This is a genomic window from Caproicibacter fermentans, assembly GCF_014303955.1.
In the GTDB taxonomy this organism is placed as follows: domain Bacteria; phylum Bacillota; class Clostridia; order Oscillospirales; family Acutalibacteraceae; genus Caproicibacter; species Caproicibacter fermentans.
This window is the reverse complement of record NZ_CP060286.1, coordinates 104,039-118,349: the sequence shown is the minus strand read 5'-3', so window position 1 is coordinate 118,349 and position 14,311 is coordinate 104,039. Positions and strand designations below refer to the sequence as shown.

Below are 14,311 nucleotides of genomic sequence, written 5' to 3'. Positions count from 1 at the left end.
TACTATGTTTGAAACAGAAAAAATGGAAATTATCAAGGCCGGCATGAGTCTGGACCGCTACGGGCTGATTTCTCTCGCGGGAGGTAATTTGAGTCTCCGCCAACCCTCCGGCGAAATCCTGATTACGCCGTCCGGAATGATCTATGAGGACATGAAGGCGGACGACGTGATCGTGATGGATCCAGAGGGAAAAGTCATCGAGGGCGATCGCAAGCCGTCGTCGGACACAGCCGCCATTCTGTACATTTTTAATCACAGACCGGATGTGAACGCGGTCATCCACACGCATCAGCCTTACGCAACCGCAATCGGCCTGATTCAGGACGAATTCCACGCCGACCTTACAACTTTGGGCAACGCCTGCGGCGGCAACGTCCCGGTGGCCCCTTACAGCTCCCCCGGCAGCGAGCAGATGGGCATCGACACCGTCCAATTTTTGGGCGACGGCCACGCGGTTATTTTGGCGCATCACGGAGTCATGACGACCGGAGATTCCATGAAGCAGGCGCTCAACGCCGCGGTTTATCTGGAAGAATGCGCCAAAGGCTATCTTGCCGCCCGCGCAGTCAGCCCGATTCGTCATCTGACCGACGCGCAGATCAAGCAGACCGTGGAAATCTACAAGTTTGTCGGTCAGGCTCACGGTGAAATTCCGAAGGAACTCCTCGGGCGCGTCTGACCAACCGCGGACAGAGCCGCCCTGAAATAAAGCAATAACCCATGCGCAGACAGCACTGTTTGCGCATGGGTTATCTTTTTATAAAAACATATGAGAAATTCCGGTTTTCGTACCTTTGGCGGCAGCATCGCCCTGCTCCTAAAAGCAGAGGCTGCCTCCCGGGTTTTCCAGCTGTCCCTCGGCACAGGCGGCCGGGAAGAGGGGGTTCAGCGTTCTTTTCCGGGCTCCGTGCAACAGGCTCTTTTAATCATTTCCAATTCCTCCAGCCGAACGCAATGAGGAGCTTTGCTGTTTTTCACCAGATCAACACAGGCGTCCCAATTCATCCACACCACTGAATCAACTTCAGATTTCTGTAAAACAAATTCTCCGTCCCCCGGATTTTTCCAGAGCGCATATACATTACTGACCTGATTGTCCCAGAACTCATGACCGTGAAACTGCCCGCGGTACTCGAACCGGCGGCATCCGCAATAAATCAGTTCCTTCTCAACGGCGTTTACTCCAAGCTCTTCCTTTAATTCTCTCAACGCCGACTGCAAGAAACCGTCTCCGGCGGGAACATGCCCTGCGCTCGAAATATCGTAGCACCCGGGATACGAGTCCTTATTAAAACTTCTTTTCTGAAGAAGAACCTGCCCTTTTCCCTCCCGCATCCTCAGAATCCACACATGAGAGGTACGGTGGCGAACACCAAGCCGGTGAGCGGCTTCGCGTGATACCGTCTCGCCCGTTGGGTTCCCGTCCTCATCCACAATGTCCAGAAATTCCATTTTCTCTTCTTCCTCCAAACAGGACTTTGGGAAATTCCCGTCCTTTTCAATCTTAAAGTCGGCGCCAGTTTTCTTTGCGAAACAATTTTTCTCTTCTTACCTCATCAAGCTCGTTCAGCATCATGGGAATATCGCGATTTAAAGTCCCTTTCAGCATCACATAATTCGATGCATGATTTGCCCGAAAAACAGTACCTTCCGAGTTCACATTCCGTAAGAACAATTCCATTTCGGTTACAACCCCTTCGGGAGTTAACAGTTCCAGTTTCCCCTCTTCGATATCCCGCAGAACCGGCGCGCCCTTCTCCAGCATCAACGTCAGGAACCCAACATAGTCGGGGTTCATCCGGCTGATTAAGTCTGCCGATCCTATGGCGTGTTCGCTCAGCCTCTCCTTCCCTCCCAGACCTGAAATCAGCGTGACGGAAGACTGAATTCCCGCGGATTTCAGCCTTTGCCCGGCTTCAATGATTTCCTCTCTGGTTGCGCCCTTTTCCATTTGGCGCAGGACCCGGGCGTCCCCCGACTCCGCCCCAAGATAAACCATCGACAGGCCCTCCTGCCGGAGCAATTTCAGTTCCGCAGGCGAATGCCTCAGAATATCCTTCGGAGTTCCATAGGATGTAACGGACCTCAGTCGGGGAAACAGTCCCCGAATAAAAGCAAGCAATTCCATCAGCCTTTGGCCGGACAGCACCAAAGCGTCCCCGTCGGCCAAAAACACTTTTTCGATTTGATCTCCGTATTGCTCACGGGCTTCGCAAAAGTCCCGCCTGATGTCTTCCATGCTTCGGATTTTGAATTCCTTGTCCCGATACATCGTGCAAAAACGGCAGCGGTTGTGGGAACAGCCGGTCGTAACCTGCACAATCAGGCTTCGCGCCTCGCTTGGCGGCCGGTATATAACTCCCGCGTATGTCATATTTTTCTCTCCTGTATTCTAATGAATCAAACGGCAGGGATTCTGTTTGTCCTTAAAATTTCCCTGCCGGCTTTCGTTCCACTCGGTTCCTTCCGGTATGCGATGCCACTTGAAGAGGCATTTTCGGCAGCAGCAGGCACACGCATGCATCGGACCGAAATTTTGAGGTCTGATGCTTGATCGGCGCCTGTTCCGTCCGCAAATAAACCGCCTCCGCCGAAGCTAGCCGACAGACGTCAGGTGGCGTATTGCTTCAGCACCTTTTGAAAATCCCCTTTTACCAGGACGGCAACCTGCTCGGCTATTTCCTCCGGATCCTCTTTCATTCCCGTACGGACCCAGTCGATTCCCATTGCAACAACGGCAAGGCTGTAAAAATGCGCGATAAACTCCTTATGTCTCTTTTCAACATTCAAGCCTTTCGCCTGTTCCTCGACAACCGGAAAGATCACCTGATACAGAACCTTGTACATAAATGTCTCCAGATATTCGCGGCTGATGGAACGGTAGGTATTCAAAACAAGGTTTTTGTTCTCCTTCATTCTTTGCAGGACCCTGCAATAACCCTGCTGCCAGGTGTCGATATCCCGGTTATTGGCAAGAGCCGCGGAAGCTTCTTCAATAAAAATCCATTCCACAAGGGCGTAAATATCCGAAAAATGATAGTAAAACGCTTGGCGGGTTACGCCGCAGTCCTCCACAATATCCTTCACGGTAATATGGTCGAGCGTCTTTTTTTCAAGCATCTTTTTCAGGGAATCCGCAAAAACTTCCTTCGCATTTTTCAGCATGTTATCATCTGCCTTTGATTGTTGGAGTAGGAACTTATTTACCATATAATACTTTTTTTACATTGATATGAACAAAAAATTTTTCCTTTTACAGACGAAAGGATCTGTAAAAATCTCTTGACACATGAAACCGTCTGTCAATTCCTCTCCGGCGGTCCCAGTGTTATACTTTGATCGTAATGAGGGTTCACCCCTCAGAATTTACACGAAAAGGAGCTGTCATGTATGAACATTTACTCAACCATGTATCGGCCGAAAAAACCGGAAGGCATTGAAAAGCAAAAGGCCTACATCGTCGGCGGAGGCCTGGCCGGACTGGCGGCGGCGGCATTCCTGATTGACGACGCCGGCATGCCCGGAGAAAACATCACGATCTTGGAAAAACGCGACGATGTGGGCGGCAGCATGGACGGCATGCGAAACGAATTCGGTTACCTGTGCCGCGGCGAGCGTGAGATGGAACCGTACATGGAATGCCTCTGGTATCTGTACAGTAAAATCCCCTCTCTGGAAAACAAGGGACGCACGGTGCTGGACGACATTGTGGATTTCAACCGTGACGAGCCGATTCACTCCGAATGCCGTGTGATTCTGAACCGGGGCGAACGGTACAGCAAGGTTCATGATTACCGCTTCTCCCAAAAGGACATGGCCGACATGCAGCGTTTTCTCAGCCTGCCCGAGTCGGCTTTGGAAGACAAGAAGATTGCAGACTTCTTTGACGAATCTTTCTTTCACAGCAGCTGCTGGATCAACTTTCACAGCTGCCTTGCGTTTAAGACCTACCACAGCGCGCTGGAATGCCAGCGGTATTTTCAGCGTTTTGCCCTCGAAGTCCGCCACGAATACCTTGAGGGAATTATTCACACGAAGTACTGCGAATATGACGCCATGATCCGCCCCCTGATGACCTGGCTCTGCGACAAGGGCGTGAAAACGGCTTACGGCTGCTGGGTGTACGACCTTGAGATGGACGACGCCTGCAACACTGCAAAAGCCCTATTGCTCCGCCAAAACGGAGAGGAGTCCGTCATCCGTCTTGACGATCGGGATCTGGTTCTGATCACAAACGGCTCAATGACAACCAACAGCGCCTTTGGCGACAACAAAACAGTCGCTCCAATCAACCGCGATACCGCCGACCTCGGAGCCTTTACGCTCTGGCAGAATCTTGCCAAAAAGAATGAGAAATTCGGGCATCCGGAAAAATTCATCGGCCAGATCGACAAGACAAAATGGGTTTCGTTCATGCCCACCATCAAGGGCTACCCGGAGCTTGTCAGCAGAATCGAGAAAATGACCGGCAGCAAGGCCGGGACCGGCGGCGCAATCACAATTTTGGATTCCAACTGGGATATGTCCTTCGAGCTGCACCACAATCCGTTCTTCCTTGACCAGAAGGATGACGAACAGGTCATGTGGGGATACGGCTGCTACGGTGAAAACGTGGGCAACTATGTGAAAAAGCCCATGTGCGAATGCACCGGCGAGGAAATCATGACAGAGCTTCTCTATCATTTGAATATGCTCGACATCAAGGACGAAGTACTGTCCCATTCCTATATCTCCACCTGCATGATGCCGTATATCACCAGCCAGTTCATGCCGAGAAAGGTTACGGACCGCCCGAAGAATGTTCCGGACGGCTGCACGAACATCGGTTTTCTGGGACAGTATGTCGAAGTACCCGAGGATGTTGTTTTTACGGTTGAAATGTCGGTCCGCACCGGATTGGGAGCTGTCTATCAGCTCACAGGCATCGAAAAGGATATGCTGGAAGTTTACCCGTCGAAATACGACATTCGTTACACCGTCGAGCGCCTGAAAAAGTTCGCCGGAAAAACCGCCGCCGAAAAACTGTCGGAGGACGACGTCCCGGCTTTAAAAAATCTTGACGGTGAACAGCTGCGGCAAATGGCGATTGCCATGCTCAATTCCTATCCGCCGTATTACCGTATGTACCTTGGCCGCGACCAGACGGTTCCGCTGAAAGAGTCCGTCCTGCATCCCGAGGCTCCGCTCAGCAAATAAAGAAATCTTATTCCGCGCCCGCATTCCTGAGCTTTCCTGAATGCGGGCGCTTTTCATTTTCTCCCGCCTTTCCCGTTCCGGTTTTATGAATTTTAATATGTTATCCTCCGGAATTATGCTATAATAATTTTATCAACTCTTCGGCCTGCGGAGCGGACCAGCCTGCTGCGTTAAAAAGGCGGAATTGAAAAAGTATCAAAGGTGGGAAAGCATGAGCAGGGAATTTCTGGTTTTTTCTTATAAACTGCCCGGCAGCCGGTCCAACAGCCGGGTCTATGTATGGAGGGCGATCAAGGAATTCGGAGCGGTATTCCTTCAGCAGGGGGTTGTGCTGCTCCCCTATCGCGATGATTTGCACACCTCCCTTTCAGCCCTTCGAAAAAAGGTGATCTCTTTTGGGGGAATCTCAACTCTGGGAAAGCTTCAGTTTTTGGAAGAGGACGACGAAACAGAGATTGTTTCCGAATTTACCGGGCAAATCGACGAGGAATATCGGGAGTTTATCAAAAATTGTCAGGTGCTGATCGATGAGCTGAAGCATGAAAATTCCTGCGGGGATTACAATTTTTCAGAGGTTACCGAGAACGAAGAAGAATACAAGAAATTTCAGCGCTGGTACGAAAAAATCGGAAGAAAAAACTACTTTCAATCTCAGTTGAAAGCTTCGGCGGCGGACGTCTTAAAGGAGGCAAAAAAGGAGCTTCAAACGTATTCGGAGGAGGTCTTTAAACGGGACGCCACTTGACGCCGCTTAAAGTAATGAGCCGCTTATCCCCGCCGCCGCATCTTCGCGGCGGGGGTTCTTTTTTTTAATAACTTTTCCCTTGACTTTTTTGTAATGATCGTTACAATATTATTATGTAATGATCATTACAAATACCTATTTTACGCGGAACGCGCGCCCCGAGTAAAAGACAAGGAGCAAAATTGAGAAAACAGTTTGAAGCATACCGTATGTATCTGATCTTCTCCTGCTTGTACGCACTGTTCTACTCGTTAAATTCGACGGTTACGATGGTGTATCAGGTAGAAATTCTTCACTTAAGTCCGTTGCAGCTGGTTTTAACCGGCACGGCTTTTGAAGCCTCCTGTTTTCTTTCCCAGGTTCCCACCGGGATTGTGGCGGACCTTTACAGCCGAAAACTCTCCGTGATTCTTGGAGTCGGTCTGACCGGACTCGGATTTCTCATTCAGGGAAGCATCCCAAGTTACCCGGCCGTCATGGCCTCCCAGGTTTTTCTTGGAATCGGTTCCACCTTTATCGATGGAGCTCTTGAGGCCTGGATTGCCGATGAGGACCGCGCAAAAGGACTGAATACGGTCTATCTGAGGGGCGCGCAGTTTGGACAAATCGGCGCGCTGGCGGGGATTCTGCTGAGCACCGTTCTCGGCAATCTATCGCTCGTTCTTCCCATCCTTTTGGGCGGGGGGCTGATGCTGACACTGTGCCTGTTCTTAGCTCTTTCCATGCCGGAGGTCCATTTCCACCCCGCCGCCCCGGAGGAACTGAATTCCTTTCAGAAAATAGGGTTCACCCTGCGGTCGGGAATAAAAATCATAAGGACAAAAACAGTACTGCTGCTTCTCCTGTGCATGGCTCTGTTCACAGGCCTTGCAAGCGAAGGCTACGACCGTCTGAACACCGATCATTTTCTGAATGATACCACTCTCCCCCGCCTGGGGAATTTGAAGCCTGTGACCTGGTTCGGGATCTTCGGAATACTGGTCATGCTTCTCAGTACTCTTGTCATGCAGTTCGCAGTAAAAAGAAAGAAAGCTTCGTCGTCCCTTGGGTCTGTGGAACAGTTGTCGCTGATTAATTTTTTCTATCTTCTGAGTATGCTGCTTTTCGGCATTACAAGAAATTTCAGTCTGATGCTTCTCTCTTATCTCACAATTAATACCTTAAAGGCCTTGAACCGGCCGATTCTCAGTGCGCTGCTCACCAACCAGATTGACAGAAGCGTCCGGGCAACCGTTCTTTCGACAAACGAGCAGGTCAACTCGCTGGGAGAAATTCTGGGGGGACCTTTGATCGGGCTGCTTGCGGAAAAGTTTTCGGTTGGTTTTGGCATTTCCGCAACGGTGATCTTTTTGATTCCGGTGTCTCTTCTTCTGCTGATCATTAGAAACCGGGAGTTAAAAAATCCGGCGGAGCAAACCTGAACGCACCGTTTCAGTAATTTCCCGAATCGTTTCATCTGTTTCAATCCGAGCCTTGCAGGGGTTCGGATTTTTTTATGCGGAATCGTTCCGCCGTACTCAAATATGCTCCAGAAACGAATGGACGCATAAAGCCGCCGGGGATAATTCCATATTTTTGAGCGGAAGTATTTGGATCATATCATAAATCGGAGTTAACTGATACTCATAAATAAATGTTTTAAAGTATTCGGAAAAGCGGACGGAAGAAAACAAAGTCCCGACAATCATGATCTTATGAATGTCGATCAGCGTATGGGCGTTAATGACGGCAATCGCAAAATATCTGGCATTCCGTTTCAGCAATCGGTTGATTGCGATGGAACCGTTGTCAGCCGCTTTCAGAATCAGTTCCAGAGAAATATTTTCTGCGCTGCCTTCACAAAGGCCATACAATTCCGGGCACCATTCGGGCGAGAATTGTTCCGTGATTTCTTTTGTCATCCTGTCGATGGAAATGACGCTTTCCAAACAGCCGCGGCGTCGGCACAACGGACAATAGTCACCCTCCGGGTCGATGATCGTATGGCCGATTTCCATGGAAAAATAGGATTCTCCGCGGTAAATTTCTCCGTCTTTCAAAAAGGTGGCCCCAATACCCGGCTGCATGTATTTAATAAAAATAAAATTATCTTCGTCGGACGTCATCTGTTCCAGCAATGCGCTGCAGCGGATTCCGTTATCCATGACCACGGGAATATGCAGCGCTTCTTCCATAGGCTTTCTGACTGCCACCGGAACGTTCCAGATTCCGTGAATGCTTTTTTCACCGTCCGTCAACCCCCTTGATACTAACGCCGACGCCGATCAGTTGAGAAGGAGAAATTCCGGCCGAAGCAATTAGTTCACTAACGCAATCAATTATCTTTAAGATATGCCGATTCCCGTCGGGGTCAATCGAAAGGCGGCTGGTTTTCATCGGGTTTAACGCCATATCCGTCAATACAATCGCTGTCGTATGATGGTTGATGGTGACGCCGATGCAATACGCGGCATTCTGATTGATCGCTATCTTGATTTCTCTGCGGCCGGCTTTTCCGGTTACAATCGCTTTTGTCTCCTGAATCAGCCGATCCTGCTCCAATTCCCCGCAAAGCTTCGTGATGACCGACGCGGACAAGTGAAGTTCCTGCGCAATACGCTTTTTGGATAAGTCTTTTTTGCGATACAGCAAGGTTAAAATATCCCTTTTATTTTTCTGCTTGATCTCGTAGCTATGCGCCATACATTTTCACCTCAAAGTAATATTAGCAAAAAAGCCAAAAATTTTCAACTTTATTTACTTGACATAGTGAATCAATGAAAGTATTATAATGGTAATATAATTTACTTGGTAAACTATATATTTAAGGAGGCAGTTGTAATGACAGCATGGGCTCTTGGTTCTTTCGTCTTTTTTACCGCTTTGGTAGCAGTGATTTCCTGGTGGATGACACGCAACGACAACTTATCGACCAACACAGGATATTTTCTGGCAGGCCGCAGTTTAACGGGTGTTGTAATCGCAGGTTCCCTTATTTTAACAAACCTGTCCGCAGAACAGCTGGTCGGAACAAACGGCCTCGGTTTTCAATCCGGCCTTTCCAGCATGTCGTGGGAAGCAACGTCCGGCGTTACTTTGGTATTTATGGCGCTGATTTTCCTGCCGCGTTATTTAAAGGGAGGCTTTACCACCGTCCCCGATTTTCTGGAGGAACGTTTTGACGAAGGAACCAGAAATCTGGTGACGGCATTGTTTTTGATGAGCCTTGCGCTCGTCACGCTGCCCATCGTGCTCTATGCCGGCGGAATTGCCCTGAATTCCCTTTTTAACGTGGGGGAATTGTTACATATGGATTCTGCAAGCTCGCTCTGTTTCGTCATCGCGCTGATCGGTATCGTTGGCGGAATTTACGCGATTTTCGGGGGGCTGAAGGCCGTCGCGGTATCGGACACGATCAACGGGATCGGGCTGCTGATCGGCGGTTTGCTCATTCCGATCCTGGGGCTGCTGGCTCTTGGGAACGGCAATTTGATTGCAGGCTTCAGCAGTCTGATTGTCAACAGTCCGGAGCGGATGGATTCCTTGGGTTCGGCAAAACTCCCCGGCACCGCTCCTCTTGGCACTCTATTCACCGGGATGATTCTGGTCAACACGTTCTACTGGTGTACCAATCAGCAGATTGTTCAGCGCACATTTGCCGCCAAAGATTTGGTTGAGGGGCAAAAAGGCGTCCTGCTTGCCGGGTTCATTAAAATATTCACCCCCATTATTCTGGTCATTCCGGGAGTGATCGCCTATCAGCTGTACGGATCCGAAATTAAAAACATCGACTCCGCCTATTCCGTTCTGGTCAACCATGTATTGCCCGTGCCGCTCATCGGCTTCTTCGGCGCCGTCATGTTCGGCGCGGTGCTGAGCAGCTTCAATTCCGCGCTGAACTCAGCCGCCACCATGTTTTGCATTAATGTTTACAAACCGATTTTCAACAAAAACGTGTCCGACAAAAAGCTGGTTTTCATCGGCAAAGTATTTGGTATTATTCTTGCAATCTTCTCGATTCTCGTGGCGCCGCAAATCGCCAAGGCGCCGAACGGTCTGTACACGTTTATGAAGAGCGTGATGGGCTTCTTCAATATTCCGACGCTGGTTGTCGTGTTAATGGGCTTTGCGACAAAGAAGGTTCCGCCCATCGGCGCTAAAATTTCCATCGCGTTCTTTATTGCCGCTTACGCGTTATATAAATTTGTGTTCCCAATCCCGATCCATTTTCTCTATGTCTACGCGATTCTGTTCCTGTGCTGCATCGCGATCATGCTGATTGCCGGTAAGATCGCGCCGATGAAAAAAGAATACCATCAAAAGGATGTCGGCCAGGTAGACCTGACCTCCTGGAAATATGCAAAACCGATTTCGTTCATGGTCCTCACGACAACCCTTTATGTCTATTTCCTGTTTTCTCGCTTTGGAATCGTGTTCCACGGCGAAAATTACGGCGGGCGCTTCACGGTCATAACACTCATTTATCTCGTTCTGTCCGCCGCCGGGTTTGTCTATATTTGGAAACGTCACAACAAAGTCTTTCTGGAAGAAAGGTCTCAAAAAAATGAAGAAGCGGAAGAGGAAGTAAGAATTCAATGAAAAAAAGACAAGTTGTACTGATTATGACGGATACAACGCGAAAAGATATGCTTGGCTGCTACGGAAATCAAAAAATGAAAACCCCAAATCTGGACCGCATGGCAAAACAGGGAATAAAATATGAAAACGCTTACACCTGCCAGCCCGTATGCGGCCCGGCACGCTCCGCGATTTTTACCGGGACATTCCCTCACAGCAACGGCGTCGTCACAAACTGCGTTCCGTTTGGAGCGAATGTGAAAACAATCGGCCACCGCCTGACGGATCATGGAATTCACTGCGGTTATGTTGGAAAATGGCATCTGGACGGGGGGGACTATTTTGGCCTGGGTTCCTGCCCGGAAGGTTGGGATCCGGATTACTGGTACGACATGAAATGCTACCTGAACGAGCTTTCCGATCAGGACAAAAGCCGTTCCCGCCGCATGGAAACGGCTTTTGACCCTGATTGGACCGAAGGAATGACCTATGCCGGCCGCTGTACGAGCAGGGCCCTGGATTTTCTGGAACGGTATTGGGATGAAAACTTTTTTCTGACGGTTTCCTTCGACGAACCCCACGGGCCCTGCATCTGTCCGGCGCCGTGGAACACCATGTACGACGGCTTTCAGTTTGACGATAACCCAAACTTTCAGGATGATTTATCAAAAAAGCCGTTTTTTCAGCAGCTTTGGGCCGGCGATGCGATCCACCAGCCAAAAGAGGAGATCAATCACCCATCCCGCGCGCTTTCTCTGTTTCTGGGCTGCAACAGTTTTGTCGATTACGAAATCGGAAAACTTCTTGACAAAATCGAGGATCTGATTCCGGACGCTCTCGTCATTTTCACTTCTGATCACGGCGACATGCTCGGGGCTCACCGTCTCCAGATGAAGAACGCGGCGCCTTACAAGGAAATCGCCAATATTCCCCTGATCATAAAAGGGGGAGAACGCGGCAAAACCATCCGGTTCCCGGCTTCTCACATTGATCTGGTCCCCACAATCATGGACTATATGGGACTCCCCCTCCCCCATTTATTGGAGGGAAAAAGTATGCTTCCGCAAATAAAAAATTCCGGAAAAAAGATTAACGACAATGTATTTACGGAATTCACCCGCTACGAAGTCGATCACGACGGATTTGGCGGGCTGCAGATGACGCGCGCCATTGTAAATGAAAAATACAAGCTGGTCATCAATCTTCTCGACAGCGACGAGTTCTACGATTTGGAGCAGGACCCCTGGGAGGTGGAAAACCGTATCGACGACCCGGCATATCGGGCGGCCCGCAACAAAATGCACGATTTGCTGCTGGACCACATGAACCGAACCCGGGATCTCTTCCGCGGTTATCAATGGGCGTGCCGCTCCTGGCGCCCCGAAAAGAAGGCCGCCTGGGCTAATTCTGGATTTACCCGTCAGCGGGAAAATGAAGAATACGAGCCACGGCAGCTGGATTACGATACGGGTCTGCCGATGGAGAAAGCCACGCGGATGAAAACCACGAAGGACGAAAAAAACTGACATAAGGCACAAACAGGGGACGCGGCTCACGTCCCCTGTTTTATTGAGCTCTGGCCGGTTACCAAACGGATAAACGCCTGCGCCGATTTGGAAAGGTGCTTATCCTTATGACGAATCACGGTAAAGCTGCGTTGAAACTTGATATGAGGAATGAAAATCCTTACCAGCCGGCGCTCCTCCAGTTCCCTCTTTACCAGCTTGTGCGGAAGAACGGATACTCCCATTCCGCAGGACACCGCGCCGATAATGGCTTCCGTACTGATGCTTTCCCACGCGGGGGCTGCCGTCAGCCCATGCGTCAGAAGCGTGCTGTCGAACAATTCGCGGGTTCCGCTTCCCTTTTCGCGCAGAATCAGGGTTTGCCCGAGCAGTTCCTCCAAAGATATTTCCTGAGCGTCGGCGAGCGGATGATGCGCTCCGCAGACCAGAACGAGCTCGTCCTCCATAAAACTTTTGGAAATAATATTTTCCGAGTGTATCTGTCCTTCAATCAGCGCAAAATCCAGTTGGGCCAGCAGAATTTTATCTTCAATTACGCTTGAATTGTCAATCGTGACACGAACCTTGACATTGGGGTATTGGGAAGAGAACCGCGTGATATATTGGGAAAGCAGGCAGGTGCCGATCGTAACGCTGGAGCCGACCCGAAGCATCCCGAAAGAGTCCCAGTCCTTCACCCCGTTTTCCATTTCATCAAATAACGAGACAATCTGCCTTGCATACTGCAAAAACGCCTTTCCCTTTTCCGTAACAAAAAGCTTTCTGGAGATTCTGTCAAAAAGCTTGATTCCATAATAGGTTTCCAGCTCTTTGATCGCGAGGCTGACCGCCGGCTGCGCAAGCCCAAGGCTCCGGGCGGCAGCCGTGACGCTGCCGCAGTCGCAGACGGCGACAAATATCTTCATGTGCCGTAAAGTCAACGTTCTTCCTCCTGATATGAAAAAAGATATGATTTTGATAATATTATATTATTTTACTTATAAATTATCAAGTTGTATAATAAAATTAATTATTTGATAGATGGAAGGATTTTTGAATGAACAAAGGATGGAAATTTTACTGGAAATTATTTTCTTCAACATTCTATTTAAGCGCCTTTACCTTCGGCGGAGGCTATGTTATTGTCCCGCTGATGCAGAAAAAATTTGTGGATGAATACAAATGGATTGAAGAAAAGGAAATGCTCGACCTGGTCGCCATCGCCCAGTCCACGCCGGGGGCCATTGCGGTAAACGCCTCTATTCTGATCGGCTACCGTCTGGCGGGGCTTCCCGGCACCTTCATCACCATTTTGGGAACCGTCCTGCCGCCGCTGGTCATTCTTTCCGTCATATCGCTTTTTTATGTTTCGTTTCAGAAAAGCACGGTCGTCAAGTATGTTTTGCGCGGCATGAGCGCGGGCGTGGCGGCGGTGATCGCCGACGTGACGGTCAAGATGGGAAAAGATATTTTCCGTGAAAAAAGTGTTTTCACCGCTTCGATTATGATTGTCTCCTTTTTGGCGGTTACAATTTTTGACGTGGATGTCAAGCTGATTATTCTGGTGTGCGGCCTGCTTGGCCTGGCAAACGGCCTTTTCCACAAGCTGAACAAAAGGGAGATGAGCTGATTGATTTATCTGAAATTATTCTGGAGCTTTTTTCAGATCGGACTGTTCAGCATCGGCGGCGGCTACGCGGCCATGCCGATCATTCAGGCTCAGGTGGTCGACTTAAACCATTGGATGTCCATGAAGGAGTTTGTCGACATCATCACGATCTCCCAGATGACGCCGGGCCCCATCGCCATCAACTCCTCAACCTTTGTCGGGATGCGGATTGCGGGAGTCGCCGGTGCCGTCGTTGCTACCATCGGATGCGTCGCCCCCTCCTGTATCATCGTGCTGACCATCGCTTATTTCTACTATAAATATCAGGATCTTTGGGTGATCAAGGGAGCCTTGAAGGGTCTGAGGCCATCCGTGGTATCGCTGATCGCGTCGGCCGGATTATCCATCCTGCTGATGGCATTATTTAACGGAAAAGCCTCCTCCTGGCTGAGCGCAAATCTGTCGCAGTTTGATGTCGTGGCGGGAATCCTTTTCCTCGCGGCATTTGTCGTTCTCCGAAAGTTTAAAGCGAACCCGATTACCGTAATGCTCGGTTCCGGCCTTGTCGGGCTCATCTGTTATCAATTTCTTTAATCTTCCTTCCATCGTATTGCTATAGGGCAAAACATCCGGATGCGGCAGAAGTAACCCGCATCCGGATGTTTTTTTGATATTTGCGCGTGTTTTGAGCGGCCTATC

The 14,311-nt window shown here is 49.7% G+C and carries 15 protein-coding genes; 8 read left to right on the top strand and 7 right to left on the bottom strand.

Annotated features, from left to right (window positions below; all coding sequences use genetic code 11):
• Positions 1–4: 4 nt before the first annotated feature.
• On the top strand, positions 5–679 hold the full coding sequence (locus HCR03_RS00585) for a class II aldolase/adducin family protein (protein WP_187036178.1): 675 nt from the start codon (positions 5–7) through the stop codon (positions 677–679).
• Between the two features lie 206 nt (positions 680–885).
• Here HCR03_RS00585 and HCR03_RS00580 read toward each other — a convergent pair whose 3' ends face one another.
• The 4 genes from HCR03_RS00580 to HCR03_RS00565 all read right to left on the bottom strand — a co-directional run bounded on the left by HCR03_RS00580 (position 886) and on the right by HCR03_RS00565 (position 3,165).
• Positions 886–1,452 (bottom strand): NUDIX hydrolase, encoded by a 567-nt coding sequence (locus tag HCR03_RS00580; protein WP_187036176.1) that lies wholly within the window; start codon positions 1,450–1,452, stop codon positions 886–888.
• Between the two features lie 52 nt (positions 1,453–1,504).
• The gene (locus tag HCR03_RS00575) at positions 1,505–2,374 is read right to left on the bottom strand and encodes a B12-binding domain-containing radical SAM protein (RefSeq protein WP_187036173.1); all 870 of its coding nucleotides are present in this window, start codon (positions 2,372–2,374) and stop codon (positions 1,505–1,507) included.
• 18 nt (positions 2,375–2,392) lie between these two features.
• Complete coding sequence (locus HCR03_RS20430; protein ID WP_187036171.1) at positions 2,393–2,524, bottom strand: DUF4186 family protein; 132 nt, start codon at positions 2,522–2,524, stop codon at positions 2,393–2,395.
• 86 nt (positions 2,525–2,610) lie between these two features.
• Positions 2,611–3,165, bottom strand: coding sequence for a TetR/AcrR family transcriptional regulator (locus HCR03_RS00565; protein ID WP_066648842.1), 555 nt, complete (start codon positions 3,163–3,165; stop codon positions 2,611–2,613).
• 225 nt (positions 3,166–3,390) lie between these two features.
• Between HCR03_RS00565 and HCR03_RS00560 the strand changes: the two genes are divergently transcribed.
• From HCR03_RS00560 to HCR03_RS00550, 3 genes are all read left to right on the top strand, one after another.
• A complete protein-coding gene (locus HCR03_RS00560) occupies positions 3,391–5,196 on the top strand; it encodes an oleate hydratase (protein WP_187036169.1) in 1,806 nt (601 codons plus the stop codon).
• Positions 5,197–5,407: 211 nt separating this feature from the next.
• On the top strand, positions 5,408–5,941 hold the full coding sequence (locus HCR03_RS00555) for a Chromate resistance protein ChrB (RefSeq protein ID WP_187036165.1): 534 nt from the start codon (positions 5,408–5,410) through the stop codon (positions 5,939–5,941).
• Between the two features lie 182 nt (positions 5,942–6,123).
• A complete protein-coding gene (locus HCR03_RS00550; RefSeq protein WP_228725043.1) occupies positions 6,124–7,362 on the top strand; it encodes an MFS transporter in 1,239 nt (412 codons plus the stop codon).
• A 96-nt stretch (positions 7,363–7,458) separates the two neighbouring features.
• On the opposite strand, the gene HCR03_RS00545 is transcribed toward HCR03_RS00550, so the two are convergent.
• Both HCR03_RS00545 and HCR03_RS00540 read right to left on the bottom strand, forming a co-directional pair.
• On the bottom strand, positions 7,459–8,178 hold the full coding sequence (locus HCR03_RS00545) for an ROK family protein (RefSeq protein ID WP_187036164.1): 720 nt from the start codon (positions 8,176–8,178) through the stop codon (positions 7,459–7,461).
• Entirely contained in the window at positions 8,165–8,623 is a 459-nt protein-coding gene (locus HCR03_RS00540) for an ROK family transcriptional regulator (RefSeq protein ID WP_187036162.1), read from the bottom strand. Before HCR03_RS00540 ends, HCR03_RS00545 begins: the two co-directional genes overlap by 14 nt.
• Before the next feature lie 138 nt (positions 8,624–8,761).
• Between HCR03_RS00540 and HCR03_RS00535 the strand changes: the two genes are divergently transcribed.
• Together HCR03_RS00535 and HCR03_RS00530 are read left to right on the top strand one after the other, a co-directional pair.
• The gene (locus HCR03_RS00535; RefSeq protein WP_187036159.1) at positions 8,762–10,519 is read left to right on the top strand and encodes a solute:sodium symporter family transporter; all 1,758 of its coding nucleotides are present in this window, start codon (positions 8,762–8,764) and stop codon (positions 10,517–10,519) included.
• Positions 10,516–12,024 carry a sulfatase-like hydrolase/transferase gene (locus tag HCR03_RS00530; RefSeq protein WP_187036158.1) on the top strand — a complete coding sequence of 503 codons (1,509 nt, stop codon included), beginning with the start codon at positions 10,516–10,518 and terminating at the stop codon, positions 12,022–12,024. Before HCR03_RS00535 ends, HCR03_RS00530 begins: the two co-directional genes overlap by 4 nt.
• 26 nt (positions 12,025–12,050) lie before the next feature.
• On the opposite strand, the gene HCR03_RS00525 is transcribed toward HCR03_RS00530, so the two are convergent.
• Positions 12,051–12,944, bottom strand: coding sequence for a LysR family transcriptional regulator (locus tag HCR03_RS00525; protein ID WP_187036155.1), 894 nt, complete (start codon positions 12,942–12,944; stop codon positions 12,051–12,053).
• Between the two features lie 116 nt (positions 12,945–13,060).
• Between HCR03_RS00525 and HCR03_RS00520 the strand changes: the two genes are divergently transcribed.
• Both HCR03_RS00520 and HCR03_RS00515 read left to right on the top strand, forming a co-directional pair.
• On the top strand, positions 13,061–13,633 hold the full coding sequence (locus tag HCR03_RS00520) for a chromate transporter (RefSeq protein WP_187036154.1): 573 nt from the start codon (positions 13,061–13,063) through the stop codon (positions 13,631–13,633).
• Positions 13,634–14,206 (top strand): chromate transporter, encoded by a 573-nt coding sequence (locus HCR03_RS00515; protein WP_187036152.1) that lies wholly within the window; start codon positions 13,634–13,636, stop codon positions 14,204–14,206.
• The last annotated feature ends 105 nt before the right edge of the window (positions 14,207–14,311 follow it).